The following is a 16,604-nucleotide window of genomic DNA, read 5'->3' on the forward strand; positions in this document are numbered from 1 at the left end:
CGTCGTTAACTGGCACTCACAAACCTCATCACATAGTTATCTATGCTCAGAGGATTTGCTCGCTTGTTGCCTAGTAGAATCATCAAGTAGTTAGGCTAGCGGTGTTCCCGACACCGAAAACCTAAAAATGCGTCCTGCATTTTTGCCCCACAATCAGTTAACTCGAAATCTGCCTCATTCTTCAATTTCAGTATTTACAATAATTTAACTAATGAAACGAAAGGCAAGACGCGACCCCATTAGTTGTAGTAGTTGTAAGGTGGCTTCTCTCGGTGCAAACAGACTAACGTGTACACGTGTCAGTAATGAACTGAGTTTACGATTGATTACCTTGGCAGTGGTTTTGAGTGCTTTTTCAATAGCTTTTAACGGCTAAAGTATTTGTTTCTGCAAATGAACATCTAGGGTATGTGATTGGTGTGGTCTAAGTTTCATTTTCATCTCCGTTTTGGAGATATTTTGGGAGTATTGACGATATGCAAAAATTTGAGAAAGAAAAACGGGTCTATCACCTTGCCTAAAGCGAACGTGGTCTTAGTTCTTGGTGCTCATTTGTTCATGCTTTTGATTTTAAACGTGAATTGATGGAAAATACATCAATACTAACGTGGTGGCATAAGGTGGGTAATAGCTTTGTTTTTGACTACAGAAGAACGACTAACAGAAAAGCTAAATAAAGAGAAAGAGTATCTCTGGACAGAGATGAATGCTCTTAAAGCAAAATTAGAAAAGACTGATCAACAGCTTGAGTTGCTAGAGCAGAGCGCACCAGAGCATTATTCCAAAGCTTTGGGAGCTAGGAACAAAGCCACCGAAGTAAAAAACAAAGCTGAAGAACGCTTGGGTGAGATTGATGCCATTTACAAAAGTGTTGAAGATGCTTATGAACTTGTCATTTCATTGAAAGATGAATCAGACTCGAATCTGGCAACTATCAAAGAGCATGGGTCTACTGCTTTTGATAAATCAGAATCAATAGCTCAATACCATCAACAATACTTAGAATCTAAAGCAGAAATTGATGAAGCTCTACAGGAGCTTAATCGTTTAATTACTGAGAAAGATCGCTTGGCGGTGAAAGTTGAGTCGTTATCCGAACAAGTAACCAATACTGAATTGGTTGCAAGTAAGTTGAAATCTTTGCTGAGTAATGCAACTAAACAGAAAAGTGAATTTGACACCCTTCATGGTGAAGTCTTTGGCTTTACATATGAAGATGACAACGGTGAAGAAGTAGAACAAGGTGGCTTAAAAGAAGAACTTAAAGATGCTTATTCTAAAATCAAAAATGATGTTGCATCGTTGCACGAAGAAGTTTCGAGCGTAGAGCAAAGATACAATGAAAAACTAGACTCTATTGAAGGTCAATACCAAGAAGGGTTGGAGTCGTTCATATCTAAAAGTGAAAAGCAATATAGTTCAATTATTGAACAGATAAAATCACTTCTTCCCGATGCGCTTACGGCTGGTCTTTCTGGTGCATATATCGACAAAATTAAAGTTGAAAAAGAACAATTAGATAAACATGAGGGTTCGTTCAATAAAGCTATTCGCTGGTTGATAATATGTTCTTTGTTGCCAGTTGCATTCAGTATGGTTCGAGTAATATTTTTGAGTGAGCAGTTTGCTTCTGTTATTCAAGATGCTCCGATGATTTACTCTATGATGTTACCTGTTTACGCTCCCATCCTATGGGTCGCTTACTCATCAAACAAGAGCTATAAGCTTAGTAAACGACTAATTGAAGAGTACACACATAAAGAAGTTTCGAGCCGAACATTTGAAGGCTTGTCAAATCAGATTGACGCAATTGGCGAAGATGACACTAGTGGTGAGTTAAGAACTAAATTGCTTTTCAACTTGCTTCAAGTTAACAGCGAAAACCCGGGTAAGTTAATATCTGATTATAACAACTCAGATCATCCGATTATTGATGCGATTGACAAAAGTTCAAAATTAGCCGACGCGATTAATCGTTTAGATAACGTGCCTTTAGTCAGTCCACTGTTACGACACTTAAATGCTAAAGAAAGAAATAAAATCGAGCAGAAAGAAAAAGATATGTTGAATGTAGTTGACGTTGCAATGACTCCTGAAGTCAACTCGAAAGAGAAAGAGCCAACAACTAGAACGGGTTCAGTTGCATAGATAAGCCAGTAATGGTAATGGCTCGGTAGCTTGAATGCTGCCGAGCCATTTTTATTTACAGATAACGACTTTTCAAATGATCTTTAAAGTAACTAGCGTTCAGAGTTTCGCCAGTCAATTGTTTCACTAGTTCATCGGTGGTTAGTAAATTGCCTTCGAAAACTACAGGGTTGTGTCTAGCGTTTTGCCTACCCGACTTTTTCATACCTAAATTAATCCTCTTTTTACTAATTTAGGATAACCACTGGCAAGGTGTTGTTCAAAACGCTTTAGCCAAAATAACCTCAGTAATAGGTAAAAATGCAGGACGCATTTTTAGGTTTTCGGCGTCGGGAACGCCTAAAACCGACCGGTTAGCGTCAGAGAAACAAGAGCGACTTCTGATTACTCTTTGGCAAGACAAAGAGTAATTGGACCGCTTTTCGTAGAATCAAAGTAGCCTCCGGTGTTTTAAGCGGTACATACAGCAATACCAAACACCAACTATCAACTACCAACAATCACTCTCCAGTGATAGTCAGTGTTAAGCGGCACAAATAAAATATCCCGATTTTGAGTAATCACTCTGCTAAACGAATGTCAGAGATTGAAGTCAAAATTCAAACCGTCTGCAATAAAACTCTTTCTCATCGGTTCTTCTAAATAGCGTATAGGAGAAACGATATGAAAACATCAACCAGTGTGATAATTGGATTAGGCTTATTATTAAGCTCAGGTGCAGTTTATTCTCAAGCTAAATATAAGAACTTTAGCTTTGTAGGGGCGGGAGTCACTTCTGGGCAGTCCGTATTTTCCGATCAAGGGGCGCGGGTTGGTGTTGATCCATACTTATTTCATAACAGTGACTATGGCTTCATTGACGGCAGTCTTGCCAACTACTCAATTCTTCCTTGGCTAGGGATCTCAGGTAACATAAGGCTCTCAGAAGTGTCTGATGACTTTGATGATATCCCAAGTGGTATTGATGATCGTGATAGCAGTGCGGAAGTTGGTGTTACGCTTGGTACTGTTGGCGCTCGAATTACCTATCTTCACGATGTAAGCAATAAGCACGATGGCTATGAGGTTCAGTTACACCTAGGGCGAGCCTTCGAGACACCCCTGCAGCAACTTACCGTATCCCCTTTTGTGCAGGTGAATTATCGCGACAACAAGCTTTCTCAGCATATCTATAATGTTTCAGCCAGTGAGTCGAGTGCGTCAGGACTCGCCGAGTTTGAAGCAGACAGTACTTGGGTATACGAGACTGGCGTAATAGCGCTATATGATATTACGGACAGCTTACTGGGTATTTCCAAATTAGAGTTTGAACATCACGCCAGTGAGAGTCCGTTAATTCAAAATGACATTGGCTGGAAGCTAGGTGTTGGTGTGGTATATCAGTTCTAGTGCCCCTTGCCTTTTGCTTGGCAAAAGTTTTTTTATGGTTACGTCTCTGCCCAAAAATGCTCTAGCCAAAACAACCTCAACCCTAGGTAAAAATGCAGGACGCATTTTTAGGTTTTCGGCGTCGGGAACGCCTAAAACCGACCGGACAGCAACAGAGAAACAAAAGCGATTTTCTGATTACTCTTTGGCAAGACAAAGAGTAATTGGACCGCTTGCCGTAGAATCAAAATAGCCTCCGGTGTTTTAAGCGGTACATACAGCAATACCAACAACTACCGATAATCGCTCTCCAGTGATAGCCAGAAAGCGATCCAAGCTCAAAAAATACCGAACAGAATTACTCCCCAAAATCCCACTTCTCAATTGCCCTTAAATAGTTGTCCATATCATGATCTTTAATGCCATCGAAACCCGCCTCCTTGAGATCATCAATCACGCCCTCGATGCTATCGACAAAGCGAAACCAAAAGCCGGATTCTTGGTGGATCTGTTCATCCTCAGTGATGTACAGGTAACTTCCAACATGGCTATAGCCCATCAAACGGGCAGGAACACGAGTGACAATATCGTTGTTGTTATGGAAACGGAAATAGCGCGATTTACACTCCATATTAAAGATCTGTGCGGTTTGGCGGGTCAATGCGCGCGGTTGACCAAAGGTATAAACGCTAATAAATGGCTTATCCTCATGGATCAATTTTGCTGCCGCCATTGTTGCCATCGCGCCACCTAAACTATGACCAGTAATAAACAGCGGGCGTGGCTGCTGTTTTTGGAGTTGGCGCATTTTGTCATCGAGTGGTTGCCACACATCCTCTAACGATTGCCAGAAGCCGCGATGAAACTCACCAAATAGCTGAGGGGTGGAAAAGGCATTGAGGTTATCTAGCCAATCGGCAACTTCATCGGTACCGCGAAAAGCAAGGCACAGATACTTTTTATGCTCAATCAGTGCTGCTTGTGCGCTGTTGTGATTTTGCGGGTAGACATCGACAAACTCAGGGTCTTGCTCAAGCAAGCTGGCAAGAATGGTTTCTCGGCATGGGGTAGAGTCGTTTGCAGATACGCAGTGATAAACTTCTTTGGCGATCTTTGCCATCCAGTAGGCATTACCTTCATCAAGACAGGTTTTATAGGGTGAAATGGTTTTACTCATAGCGGGTTCCTTGGGTCTTACAGGTAAGTGATCGAGCTCTCCCTGCAACATCGCTAATCAGGAAGCCGACCAGACGCGACTGACGATAGTGCTGTTTTTCTCGTCAGTTTCCTGCTCTACCTTATGGATTTTTATCCGGCGTACTTGAGCGCATTTCACACTTCGCCCGCGCTTTATTAGCGGCAAGATAACTTTTAGAACCAGAGTAAACTTAAGGCTCAAATAACTTTGCGATATGTTAGTAACACTCTGAATTTTATGCAGGTTGAGCCGATAAGATATGTAATGAGGATGATATGAAAGTATGGTGCTTTAGGAGCTGAATTTAGCAAGGTTGGGTTTTGTTTTTGCCTATTGAAGTTTTCCTTACTTGAGTTAGTTGTATCTTTTATTAATTTAGCAATCACTGTGACTTATTAATGCCCAAAAATGCTCCAGCCAAAATAACCCCTACAATAGGTAAAAATGCAGGACGCATTTTTAGGTTTTCGGCGTCGGGAACGCCTAAAACCGACCGGACCGCATCAAAGATACCAAAGCGCCTTTCTGGTTACTCTTTGGTAAGACAAAGAGTAACTGGACCGCTTTCCGTAGAATCAAATTAGCATCTGGTGTTTTAAGCGGTACATACAGCAATAACAACAACTACCGATAATCATTCTACAGTGATAGTCAGTGTTAAGCGGTACATACCAAGCAAACTAAAGCTTACAAGGAGACTTAAAAGCGAGATTCCCGCGCGCGCGAGAATGACAATGTTGGAGTTTTGTGCTCAAAATCGCAACACTGATCTCCTACTGCGGTATGACATAGAGTAATTGGACCGCTTTTCGTAGAATCAAATTAGCATCAGGTGTATTAAGCGGTACATACAGCAATACCAAACACCAATAAACGCTCTCTGGCGAGTAAACACCAGAGAGCAAATCAAAACAAAAAACTCATCTAATGAACTTATCGCTAACTTATCACCATCGCAATATAACCAAGGATCAGCACTAACACTGAGGTTAACGCATAAGGGACTGGGTAGCCGATGGCTGGCATATCGCTTTGGCTGGCATCTTGCGCGCCTTTCATCGCTGGTGTGCTGTTACGTCCTCCGGCACACGCACCTGCAAGAATCGCTGGGTTCATCTTTCTAATGTACAAGCCGTAGAGCCAAGCGAGTAGGGGAGGCACTAATGCCGCTGTTACGCCCAATAGCGCGATTTTAATCACTATCGTACCTTGAAAGGAGGCAAGGATTTTCGGGCCAACATTGGCGGCGAGCACAGCAACAAATAGATTCAGACCAATATCTTGCAGAAAGCTTCGTGCCCCTTCACTCATCGGTCCGCCAAAGGTCGGGTTACGCGTGCGAAGGAAAGAGAAGATTATCCCCGTTAGCATACAGCCCGCAGAGGTGCCAAGTGCAAAAGGGATACCCATAATGCTGACACTAAAGTGACCACAAACATAACCAATGAGCAGTGCTAGCGCGAGATAGAAAGTCTCGGTCACCGTGCTTTCGACAATCGCGACACTATTGAGCTGTTTGGCGGTTTGGTCGACACACCATTTTGAGCCCGCCACGCGAACCACATCACCAACCTCTACTCGGGTTTGTGGTAACAATGGCAGTTGATGCCCTTGTCTAAACAGCGCTTTAAAGTAAACCCCAAATCCTACATCAGCGTGTAACTCAGCTAACGCTTTGCCTGCGTGTATCGATTTGCCGACATGAATATCGGCAACTTCGATATCAACATTACGTGCGCGCGGCTCATCCACTTCATTACCGATATCGGTTTCCCCTTCGGCAATCAGCACGCGATACTCGCCACGAATACCGATGATGTCGCCCATTTGTAGTTTGGGGTTATCGGCGGCATCAATTACCTCATCACCGCGCACCACTTTAAGAATGGCTGCATCAGGAAACTGCTTAAACAGCTCGCTAATGGTTTGCCCGACTAACTCTTCATGGCTGACTTGATAGGCGCGAACGTCGATGGGTAAGACGCCAGTATCTGAAAAGCCAAAGGTGCTAGGGAGCTTTTCGTTACTTTCGCCAGTGGAAAATTCCGCTTCTGCATCTTTACCAGCTTTGACTGGATCAATGCCGAACATCGCGGGTAAGTATTTGATCAAGAGAATGATAAGCACCGTCGATAAGACATAGCTAATCGCATAACCAGCGGCGATATTGGCGCTAATATGATCGGCGCTCATCCCCTCCGGGATTTTAAACGCGCCAGAATCAATCGCTGATTGAGCGACCCCCATTACTGCCGTGACCGTATAGCTTCCGGAAATGATCCCCGCCGCATAGCCAGGTTCGAGGTCGAGCAACTTAGCGCCCAGTATGACAATCGCGAAGTTACTGAACACCACGATAAGTCCAATCACAACAAAATCAATGCCGCCACGAGCGAGCCCTGAGAAGAACTGCGGACCCACTTTCATGCCAATCGCGTACATAAACATCATCAGGAAAATATCGGAGACCAGACCTGGCTCGGCGATTTTAAGATCGTAAATTGAGAATGAAGCCAGTGCGAGTAACACCCCGACCACCAAGGTGCCGGCGGTCGTGCCTAGGCTGACACCTTTTAGGCTAATGCTGCCTAATGGGTAACCAATTGCCAGCGAAAGGAAGAGAAAGACAAACGGGTTATCGGCTAAATAATGAAATAGAAATTCCATATTCCCACCTTATTGAGAAGCGTCAGGCAGAGCGTATCGCTCGCCTGACCATTGGTTAGAGATTAACCATGATTGAAATTGCTCGACTCGTCAGCATCACTGCCGTTTACCACGGGGTGATCTTTGAAGAAATCGACGCAATGTTTGAGATCTTGGATTAGTAAATCCCCGAGATCGCGGCTAAATCCATGACGAACCAAAATTCGCATAATGACCAAATCTTCACGATCAGCCGGCATGGCGTACGCGGCAATTTGCCAGCCACGCGAGCGAATGCGGTCAGATAAGTCATAGAGATTAAAGCCCGGATTAGCACCTGCTTTTAGCGTCCAACTCAAAGCTGGTATGCCGCCTCGTCCATCGTAGATGATTTCAAATGGTCCCATTTGCTCGATTTCGTTGGCAAGGTACTGCGCCGTTTCGTAGCAAGCATTATGGATTTTGGTATAGCCCTCGCGTCCAAGACGGAGGAAGTTGTAATACTGCGCGACAATTTGCCCGCCGGGGCGTGAGAAATTGAGCGCAAAGGTTGGCATATTGCCGCCCAAGTAGTTGACGTTAAAGATAAGATCGGGATGAAGCGCGTCAGCATCTCGCCACACTACCCAGCCAACACCAAGTGGAGCAAGACCAAATTTGTGCCCAGAAGCATTGATTGATTTTACTCGCGGTAGGCGAAAATCCCATTCCAGCTCTGGTTGGCAAAATGGTGCAAGGAAAGCACCGCTCGCGCCATCAACATGAATAGGAATATCTAACCCCGTTTCCTCTTGTAAGCGATCCAGCGCTTCATGCACGGCTTTTACTGGCTCATATTGGCAAGTAAAGGTCACACCAAGGGTTGGCACAACGCCGATGGTATTCTCATCACAACGTTTGACCACTTCTTCTGGCGTCATGATCAATCGGTCGCCTTGCATTGGGATCTCTCTTAATTCGATGTCCCAATAGCGAGCGAATTTATGCCAGCACACTTGCACAGGCCCGCACACGAGGTTGGGCTTGTCGGTCGGCTTACCTTGCGCTTTCATTTTTTCGCGCCATGCCCACTTTAATGCCATACCACCGAGCATGGCGGCTTCACTTGAACCGGTTGTAGAGCAGCCCATCGGGTTCTCTGCATCAGGTGAGTGCCAAAGATCAGCCAACATGTGCACGCAGCGAGATTCGATCTCTGCGGTTTGCGGGTACTCATCTTTATCAATCATGTTTTTGTCGATGCATTCGTTCATCAGCGTATGCACTTCATCTTCGACCCATGTTTGGCAAAAAGTGGCTAAGTTTTGTCGCGAGTTGCCATCGAGCATCAGTTCATCATGCACCACTTGATAGGCATGAGTTGCCATCTGTTCGTTATCGGGAATACGATATTTGGGCATAACAACGGAAAGATCTTTGGCAGAGTAAACATCATCAAGAACGGACCCAGACAGGGTGGATTTCTTATGGAGTGGCATATCAAATCCTTATGGCTAATGAGCTTAGAAGTTAACAACAGTTTTTAAGAAGAGCTGTTAAGAACAGAAGTTAAGCTTTGCTGGATAAAATATAGTGCCTTTTTTACAGATGTGCTTTTTGTCTAAGGATATAAAGTGGCAAGCATTGCTGGGAAACTTTTCTTTAAAGCATAAATTCTGAACTGTGAGTGTTAACGGCAATGCACCAGTAAGTCGCAGGCGAGAAGTGAAGATACCGGGCATTCTTGCTGTGATATTCACCAATTCTCACTGAGTGATTTTTTTGAAGGCAAACGATTGCGCAATCGTTTGTTATTGAGTGATTTGTAAAGTATGATTCGCGCCCTATTTAGGAGATTATTTTATGTTTCGCTTTTTTGCCCTGTTATTAACCGTTGTTTCTTTTACTACTAGCGCTGCTACAGAGCGCACTGCGATTGTCGGTGCCATGGATGTTGAAATCGAAGGCTTGCTACCAAAGCTGACCCATGTTGAAGAGAAGACTATCGGTAAACATCTGTTCCATGTCGGTAAGTTAAACGGCAAATCCGTGGTTGTGACAAAATCAGGTGTGGGCAAAGTGAATGCTGCACTTACCACGACGTTATTGGCAACCGAGTTTGGGGTCGATTCAATTATCTTTACTGGTATTGCTGGGGCAAGTGCGCCAGAGCTGGAGCCAATGGATGTGGTGATCTCGACTGCGTTGGTGCAGCACGATGTGGACTTAACAATATTCGGCGCGCCGATGGGTTTGCTAGATGGCTTTGATAGCCGTGAGTTCCTGCCTTCACCAGCACTGGTAAAACATGCACTGCAATCAGCACAAACAGTATTGGGCAAAGAGTTAGTCACGACAGGTACGATTGTCTCTGGTGACCAATTTATTGCTGATAAAGCGAAAGTGGCTTACCTATATCAAGAATTCCAAGCCAAAGCAGTGGAGATGGAAGGGGCGGCATTGGCGCAAGTTGCGGACCAGTTCGAGATCCCATATGTGGTGATCCGTACCATCTCTGACAAAGCTGATGGCTCTGCGGCTCTAACATACGAAGAGATGAAAAAAGCCACCGCAGATAACTCAGTCGCCATCATTCTGGAAATGATGAAGTAATTTGCTGAGCCGCTATTTCGATTAATAACGGCTTCGAATAGCAACGATTCCATTTACCACTTTTTGCTTAAAACCATCAAAAGTTCTGTACCTGATTAGTCTCGGTTGCAGAGCTTTTTCGTTTCTATCTTTCTGGCTTTCCTATCTTGCAGACTGCTGCTTTTTTGGCACTGGTGTTTGCCTTAAAGCGGTTAAACATGTGGCTCGTTTTAGCTGATTGTTCTACTCCTAGCTTGATGGAAAGCGTTGCCCGTAAAACACAAAGATCCATGCTGAGAAAAAAGATCCATTTGTCTCTTTACTAATACTGTACCGTACAGTACAGTTTGTACGTTCCAGTTAAGTAGGGTTTCGAACATGAACAAAAAGCTGATTGCTTTGGCACTAATCATTGGCTCTGCGGCAGCGCTTGCCATTCACATCTACTCACCGAATGTGGTTACCACCGACAACGCTTATATTCATTCAGATGTAACGGCAATTTCCCCAGAAGTTGGCGGACAGGTGAGTAAGATCTTTGTTGCCGACAACCAATGGGTGAAAAAGGGTGACGCGCTATTTGCGATTGATGATGAGGACTTTATTGCAAATCGAGAGATTGCAAAGTCGGCACTTGAAGTGGCGAATGCAGCGCTAGAAGCCAACCAAACTAAAACCGAGATGCAGTTGGTTAAAATTGAGCAAGCTAAGCAGAAGATCACCAGCGCACAAGCCAATGCTCAGCACCAAAACTCTGAGTATCAGCGTCTCTCTAATTTAGTGGCGAAGCAGTCAGTAAGTCGCAATCAATTTGAGGCGCAAAAGACGCGCGCGGTAGAAGCCAATAGCAATCTTGAAACGGCGAAATTGAGCTTAGCGGCAGAGAAGAAACAACTCGATGCGCTGCGCACAGAGCATCAACAACTGCTAGCGCAACACAAGCAAGCTGAAGCGAAACTCAAACTGGTGAATATCGCGCTTGAACGTACCGTAGTGAAAGCACCTTTTGATGGGTTTGTTGCTGACAGACAAGTGCAAGTGGGTAAGTTTGTGCAACCGGGCATGGGCTTAATTGTGATGGTGCCTGACTATGTATGGATTGAAGCGAACTACAAAGAGACACAATTGGAACACGTGATGCCAGGGCAGCATGTTGATGTGGTGTTAGATATGTATCCGGATACGGTGATCAGTGGCGAGGTAAGCTCAATAACGCCAGCAACAGGCGCGCAATTTAGCTTGCTGCCACCACAAAATGCGACCGGTAACTTTGTCAAAGTGGTTCAGCGCGTGCCGGTTAAGATTACTCTTGATATCCCAACTGAGTTAAAGCAGCGCATTTACCCAGGGTTATCTGCACAAGTGTCGATTGATACTGCCCAACAAGGTTAAGCATGATGAAGGCGCGTTTACCCCTACTGTTGCTCGCGACGTTAGTTATCGCCGCTTATGGCGTTAACTCAGCGATGTTTAGTGAACTTTCATCCCATATGGCGGCGTCTGTTGGCCTTTCATTGGATGAAGTCGAGCGAGTTAAAATCGGCTTTATGATCGCTCAGATTTTAGGTTTTATGTTTACGCCTCTTCTTGTGCGACGCATCCCAAGTCAAAACGTGTTGAGTATAGCTTTAGCGGTATGTTTGGCGGTGAGCTCAGTGTTCTATTGGCATGGCGTAAGCGAAGGGTTGTTTGCCTTTCTATGGCTTTGCAATGGCTTTGCGATGAGCGTGCTGCTGGTGGTGATCAATCTCTATTTGTTAGAACGGTATGAGCAAAAACTGCTGCCAGCCATCATCGCTTTTACTTTGCTCTTCTCCACGCTATTGCCAATGGGTGTTTATCCGTGGCTAATGGCGCAAGTGGTTGAGCATTACCATTGGTCGCTATTTTGTGTGGTTTCAGCTTGGTTACTTTTTTCCGCGTTGGTTGTCACCGCATGCTTTCCTCTCGGCGAGGTGGCGATAGCCGAAAAATTGAAATCGACACTCTCTGTTTACTTTGTGCTGGCTGTCACTGCTGCGTTAAGCGTATTTCTGCTCATGCGTGGCTCGCATTATAACTGGCTTGATTCTAACTGGTTTGCAAATTGGGTTGTGGTTGCCTCGGCGTTAGTGCTAGCGGCAGTGTTTATATTGCTCAGAACGCGCACGCTCAATACTGCTTCGATGCAGGTGCATAGTGATCTGAAAACCAATGTCTTTATGTACAACGCCTTTTTAGCCGGCTTTGCGGTGATGGCGAGTACCGCGCTATTTAGTAATTTCCTTAAGATGGCGCTGGCGTATAACAGCCTTAACGCGGGCTACTGGCAACTTCCGGCGTTTATCACCATGCTAATTGGTATGCTGCTGAGTGTCTTGGTGTTCTATTTTAAAAGACCACTGGCTGATGCCTTTGTCCCGTTTGGCGTGCTGATGATTTTGCTCTCGGTGTACGATTTCAGTCAGCTACCAAGTTATGCTGGAACAGATGCATTGCTAATCCCAATGCTGCTGCGTGGCTTTGGTATTGGTCTGCTCAATGTCTCGGTGACCATTGCAGTTTTGCTGCACTTCAAACCGCAACAGCGACTGGAAGGGATCGCGAACTTCTACTTGTTCAGAACCTTTGGCGGGGTCATCGGTGGTGCGTTTTTCTCGCGAGTTATCCAAAATCATAGCGCGCAGGCATCCGGTGAAATTGGTCGGACTTTTGCCGGCTCAAGTAATGCCTTTGCCAACTATGAGCAGGCGTTAAGTAGCGCGATTTTAACCAACGGGCATATTCCGTCGTCGTCATTGGGTATGAGTCAGATGAGTATGGTCGTCAAAGAGCAAGCGACAACGTTGGCCTTAAACAACTCGCTAATTGTGTTTATTTTTTCAATATTTGCCTTAGCGCCAGTGCTCTTGATCGGCAAAAAGATCGTCGCTAAACGAGCCAAACAAGCGGCAATTAACAGTTAATACTAATCAACGGTTAATAGTAAAGGGGGGGAGCGTTATTGGCGCTCCCCCTTGCATATCAAAAAAACAAACTAACCACTGCTAACGTAATGAAGCGCTCACTTGCTATACAAGGTTAGAAATGCGCTGACCGCTTGTTGGCAGTGCTTTTCAAGTATTGCATCATCAGGCAACTCAAGCCCAATCAAAGCCATATTTTGGTAGTCTAACTTGATCAAACCCAATAGTTGATCACAAGCCAAATCAACATCATCGAACTCAAGTTGGCTCAATACCAAGTCTGACTTGAGATACTCAATCAGGTATTGGCGAATGCTCACCGGACCATTAAACCAGAACTGATGTGGCACCGATTCATGTTTGTTAAAGTCAGCGGAAATGATGCGATACAGACCTAAGATTGGGTTTGAGCAAATACCCTTGAGGTATTCAATGGCGAATTCTTCAAGTGTTTGCCGCACTGACTGTTGCTGCTTATCTGATAGCTGAAATGCTGACTCTAAAGTGGTTTTAGTATTGTGCTTTAGCACCTCAACAAACAAACCTTCTTTATTGGTGAAGTAACGATACAGGGTTTGCTTAGACCCACCACAAATTGCCACGACTTGATCCAGTGCGGTGTCTTTATAGCCTTGTTCGATAAACAGTTCAGTGGCTACTTCAATGATTCGAGTTCGTTTTTCTTGAGTGGAAGCACGCATAAACCTAGACCTTAAAATTGATACTGTTCGGTACAGTACCATTTATATTTAGTGACTACACAAGGTTTGGGTCAAAAGTGTGTGATACAAGAGAAACTTTTGCATGCAGAAGATAATCGAGTCTCACGATGGTGTATAAAAATAGCCACATTGTGTGGCTATTTAGCTAGATCTACCAAGCATGGTCTACTAGTTATGCTCTATTAGCACGGTCAATTAAACATCCATTTTCGGCTTTGGTTTGAATAGCGCCAACAGAGGAATCAAACACAAATACGAGAACAGCAAGAAGCCGAAGGTGTAGACAAACGCGGTTAGGGTTGATTGCTGATGCAGCAAGTTTTGGATTTGCACCAAAAAGCTTGGATCGGTAATCGTCGTGCCTTGCGCGTGTGCCGCTTGCTGTAGGGCTGGGTTCGTTGGCGAAAGTGCACCGCCTAGCTCGTTCCACTCTTTCTGTTGAATGCGAGAAAAGTAAGTATTTACTATCGAAATACCAAAAGAGCCACCGATAGTTCGACACAAGTTAAACACCACCGCACCGCCAATGGTGTCTTTCGGCGCCAACGTGGCGTAAGCCAGTTGGCTGAGCGGCGCAAATACCAGTCCCATGCCTGCACCTTGGATAATACTTGGCAATAAGATCCAGTAGATATTGATGTCCATTGAGTACTGGGTCATCAAATAGGTGCCAGCAGCATTGAGCGAAAGACCAATCACTATCAGTACACGCGCATCAATGCGGTCCATGTAACGCGCCATGACTAACAGCACAATTGCCGAAGTCAGCCCGCGTGGTGCCATCATAAAGCCCGTGGTTTCTACTGGATAATTGAGCAGCTGCTCCAGCATCATTGGCTGCAATTGAGTGATGCCAAACATCCCCATCGAGAAGCCCGCCATAACGATACAAGACATGGCTAAGTTGCGATCGCGCAGTAGCCATATCGGGGCAATATCACCCTTGGTCATAATCGAGCGCCCAACGAAAAAGATGATCGCGATACCACTGATGATCGCCGCCAGTAGGATCTCGTTGGATTGGAACCAAGACTCTTCGTTACCTCTATCGAGCACCATTTGCAGCAAACCAATACCGATAGTCATGGCTATCACTAGTGGCCAGTCAATTTTACTCTCGCCACGTCCATCAAGTTTGACGAAGAAATACAGCAGCGTTAAACAGATGGCACCGATTGGTAAGTTAACGTAGAAGATCCATCGCCAATCCATATTCTCGGTGATGATGCCGCCGAGGGTAGGACCAAGGATCGGACCTAGCAGTACGCCCACACTAAACAATGCCATCGCTTTACCGCGCTGATTTTTCGGGTAAATCTGCACCATAATCGATTGTGATAGTGGAATTACCGAAGCACCGAATGCGCCTTGCATGATGCGGAAAGTCACCATCTCTGCGATAGTATCGGCTTGCCCACACAGCGCTGAGGTGATCACAAAACCCGAAACCGAGAGCAGCAGTAAGCGGCGGATACCAAACTTAAGCGCCAGAAAGCTCGCCAGAGGAATAAAGATCGCTTCCGCCATAGAGTAAGAGGTGAGAACCCAAGTGACTTGATCCGATGTCACCCCCAACGCGCCCATCATATGTGGCAGGGCGACGTTAGCGATGGTCATATCAAGGAGCACCATAATGGCAGAAAGCATGACCGCAAGGGTCACCAGTTTCCTTGTCCCCTCGCTCATGACATTGGCTTCTTCATCTCCTGAGGTCGCCATGTGTGCTACTTCCGCCATACTATTGCTCTTGCTGGCTAGCTGGTGCAGGGGCTGCGTTAGCGTGAGTTACGGTATCAACTGTCACAGTTGCACTAGCACCAACGCGAAGCGGGAAATCTGGATGTTCAGATTCATCAGTAAGTTGGATCAAAATAGGAAAACGCTGGGGGATTTTTACCCAGTTCCCCGTTGCGTTCTCTGGTGGTAGCAGTGAGAACGAGGAGCCACTAGCTGGCGAGATTGCTTTGACTGTGCCGTGGTATTCAGCATCAGGATAAAGGTCTAGTTCGATCGTCGCTGGCATCTCAGTTGTGATGCGCTCTAACTGGGTTTCTTTAAAGTTGGCTTGGACCCAGAAAGTATTGCTTTCAACCAGTGGCACTAACGCTTGACCTGGAGAAACAATACTGCCGGCGTGAGCGCTGAGTTTGCCTAAGTGACCGTCTCTAGGGGCAAAGATATTGGTGTATGAGAGTGACAGGCTTGCTTGGCTAAGCGCTGCTGCTGCGCGTTTTACTTCAGGCGCAGCTTCACCTTGTGCACCTTGCGCTTTAATCAGCTGCGACATATTGGCGCGTGCGGCAATTACGTTCTCTTCAGCGCTAGAGAGTTTGGCTTTGGCATCGTCCAGTTGTTGTGCTGGCAGCAATTGTTTTTTGACAAGGTTTTCAATGCGGCGATAAGTAGATTGTGCATCCGCAAGAAGGGCAAGGGTGCTTTTTACATTGGCACTGGCAGCTAAGATAGCATCATCAGTGGCGGCATTACTTTGAATTGCGACTTCATAAGCGGCTTGCGCTTCATCGAGCTTAGCTTGGAAAGGTGCTGGGTCAATTTGGTAAAGCAGATCACCTTGAGTCACTGCTTGATAGTTAGAGACATTGACGTTAAGCACTTTGCCGCTGACTTGAGGGGCAATGTAAATCACATTGGCATGCACATAGGCATCATCTGTACTTGGGTAATTTTTCTGGTGCTGAACATAGAAATAGCCAGCTGTTGCTAGGATCGCCGCGATGATCACCATAATAGTAAGATTGCGGAAAAAATGGGAAGGGGCGGAATTTTCACTCATTGTTATAACCCAACTCGATTGTTCGTCTGTGTTGTCGACGTTTGAGATTGATGCAGAATTGCTTAGTTACATTTGCTTACAAAGATAGTAGATCTAGATCACATCACTAACAACGACTTAGCGCAAAAAAGAAACGAAGTGAGTGGTCAATTTACTTTACACTTGGTAAATAAGACGCATGGTCTCAATTTCGATTGCCAAGCTTATTGGAT

Annotated in this window: 11 protein-coding genes and 1 pseudogene; 5 read left to right on the forward strand and 7 right to left on the reverse strand. The window is 45.2% G+C overall.

Annotated elements, in window-relative coordinates; translation table 11 throughout:
* Window positions 1-639: 639 nt before the first annotated feature.
* Complete coding sequence (locus DPF93_RS04655; RefSeq protein ID WP_123777514.1) at window positions 640-2,148, forward strand: hypothetical protein; 1,509 nt, start codon at window positions 640-642, stop codon at window positions 2,146-2,148.
* Window positions 2,149-2,203: 55 nt separating this feature from the next.
* Here the strand turns inward: DPF93_RS04655 and DPF93_RS04660 are convergent.
* Window positions 2,204-2,305, reverse strand: a pseudogene (locus DPF93_RS04660) (carboxypeptidase); the annotation flags it as partial.
* 506 nt (window positions 2,306-2,811) lie between these two features.
* Between DPF93_RS04660 and DPF93_RS04665 the strand changes: the two are divergent.
* Window positions 2,812-3,537: a MipA/OmpV family protein gene (locus DPF93_RS04665; RefSeq protein WP_114765049.1), complete on the forward strand. Its 726-nt coding sequence runs from the start codon at window positions 2,812-2,814 to the stop codon at window positions 3,535-3,537.
* 337 nt (window positions 3,538-3,874) lie between these two features.
* Here the strand turns inward: DPF93_RS04665 and DPF93_RS04670 are convergent, their stop codons facing one another.
* The 3 genes from DPF93_RS04670 to gad form a co-directional block, all read right to left on the reverse strand.
* Window positions 3,875-4,693 carry a lipase family protein gene (locus tag DPF93_RS04670; RefSeq protein WP_244204675.1) on the reverse strand — a complete coding sequence of 273 codons (819 nt, stop codon included), beginning with the start codon at window positions 4,691-4,693 and terminating at the stop codon, window positions 3,875-3,877.
* 960 nt (window positions 4,694-5,653) lie between these two features.
* Window positions 5,654-7,381, reverse strand: a complete 1,728-nt coding sequence (locus tag DPF93_RS04675) for an aspartate:alanine exchanger family transporter (RefSeq protein WP_114765051.1) — start codon at window positions 7,379-7,381, stop codon at window positions 5,654-5,656.
* A 62-nt stretch (window positions 7,382-7,443) separates the two neighbouring features.
* Window positions 7,444-8,838, reverse strand: a complete 1,395-nt coding sequence (gene gad, locus DPF93_RS04680; RefSeq protein ID WP_114765052.1) for a glutamate decarboxylase — start codon at window positions 8,836-8,838, stop codon at window positions 7,444-7,446.
* Window positions 8,839-9,202: 364 nt separating this feature from the next.
* Between gad and DPF93_RS04685 the strand changes: the two genes are divergently transcribed.
* The 3 genes from DPF93_RS04685 (at window position 9,203) to DPF93_RS04695 (ending at window position 12,876) form a co-directional block, all read left to right on the forward strand.
* Window positions 9,203-9,952 carry a 5'-methylthioadenosine/adenosylhomocysteine nucleosidase gene (locus DPF93_RS04685; protein ID WP_114765053.1) on the forward strand — a complete coding sequence of 250 codons (750 nt, stop codon included), beginning with the start codon at window positions 9,203-9,205 and terminating at the stop codon, window positions 9,950-9,952.
* Window positions 9,953-10,309: 357 nt separating this feature from the next.
* Complete coding sequence (locus DPF93_RS04690; RefSeq protein WP_114765054.1) at window positions 10,310-11,323, forward strand: HlyD family secretion protein; 1,014 nt, start codon at window positions 10,310-10,312, stop codon at window positions 11,321-11,323.
* Window positions 11,324-11,328: 5 nt separating this feature from the next.
* The gene (locus DPF93_RS04695) at window positions 11,329-12,876 is read left to right on the forward strand and encodes an MFS transporter (RefSeq protein WP_114765163.1); all 1,548 of its coding nucleotides are present in this window, start codon (window positions 11,329-11,331) and stop codon (window positions 12,874-12,876) included.
* A 98-nt stretch (window positions 12,877-12,974) separates the two neighbouring features.
* Here the strand turns inward: DPF93_RS04695 and DPF93_RS04700 are convergent, their stop codons facing one another.
* The 3 genes from DPF93_RS04700 to DPF93_RS04710 all read right to left on the reverse strand — a co-directional run bounded on the left by DPF93_RS04700 (window position 12,975) and on the right by DPF93_RS04710 (window position 16,392).
* Complete coding sequence (locus DPF93_RS04700) at window positions 12,975-13,577, reverse strand: TetR/AcrR family transcriptional regulator (RefSeq protein WP_114765055.1); 603 nt, start codon at window positions 13,575-13,577, stop codon at window positions 12,975-12,977.
* Between the two features lie 216 nt (window positions 13,578-13,793).
* Window positions 13,794-15,335 (reverse strand): DHA2 family efflux MFS transporter permease subunit, encoded by a 1,542-nt coding sequence (locus DPF93_RS04705; RefSeq protein WP_114765056.1) that lies wholly within the window; start codon window positions 15,333-15,335, stop codon window positions 13,794-13,796.
* A gap of 1 nt (window position 15,336) precedes the next feature.
* A complete protein-coding gene (locus DPF93_RS04710; protein WP_114765057.1) occupies window positions 15,337-16,392 on the reverse strand; it encodes an HlyD family secretion protein in 1,056 nt (351 codons plus the stop codon).
* Between the last annotated feature and the right edge of the window lie 212 nt (window positions 16,393-16,604).

The sequence above is a fragment of the Vibrio rhodolitus genome (assembly GCF_003350325.1).
GTDB classification, from domain to species: domain Bacteria; phylum Pseudomonadota; class Gammaproteobacteria; order Enterobacterales; family Vibrionaceae; genus Vibrio; species Vibrio rhodolitus.

Excerpts from the sequence above, each read along its gene's own strand:
- DPF93_RS04665 (WP_114765049.1), top strand. The coding sequence starts at position 2,812 with ATGAAAACATCAACCAGTGTGATAATTGGATTAGGCTTATTATTAAGC.
- DPF93_RS04670 (WP_244204675.1), bottom strand. The coding sequence starts at position 4,693 with ATGAGTAAAACCATTTCACCCTATAAAACCTGTCTTGATGAAGGTAAT.
- DPF93_RS04675 (WP_114765051.1), bottom strand. The coding sequence starts at position 7,381 with ATGGAATTTCTATTTCATTATTTAGCCGATAACCCGTTTGTCTTTCTC.
- gad (WP_114765052.1), bottom strand. The coding sequence starts at position 8,838 with ATGCCACTCCATAAGAAATCCACCCTGTCTGGGTCCGTTCTTGATGAT.
- DPF93_RS04685 (WP_114765053.1), top strand. The coding sequence starts at position 9,203 with ATGTTTCGCTTTTTTGCCCTGTTATTAACCGTTGTTTCTTTTACTACT.
- DPF93_RS04690 (WP_114765054.1), top strand. The coding sequence starts at position 10,310 with ATGAACAAAAAGCTGATTGCTTTGGCACTAATCATTGGCTCTGCGGCA.
- DPF93_RS04695 (WP_114765163.1), top strand. The coding sequence starts at position 11,329 with ATGAAGGCGCGTTTACCCCTACTGTTGCTCGCGACGTTAGTTATCGCC.
- DPF93_RS04700 (WP_114765055.1), bottom strand. The coding sequence starts at position 13,577 with ATGCGTGCTTCCACTCAAGAAAAACGAACTCGAATCATTGAAGTAGCC.
- DPF93_RS04705 (WP_114765056.1), bottom strand. The coding sequence starts at position 15,335 with ATGGCGGAAGTAGCACACATGGCGACCTCAGGAGATGAAGAAGCCAAT.
- DPF93_RS04710 (WP_114765057.1), bottom strand. The coding sequence starts at position 16,392 with ATGAGTGAAAATTCCGCCCCTTCCCATTTTTTCCGCAATCTTACTATT.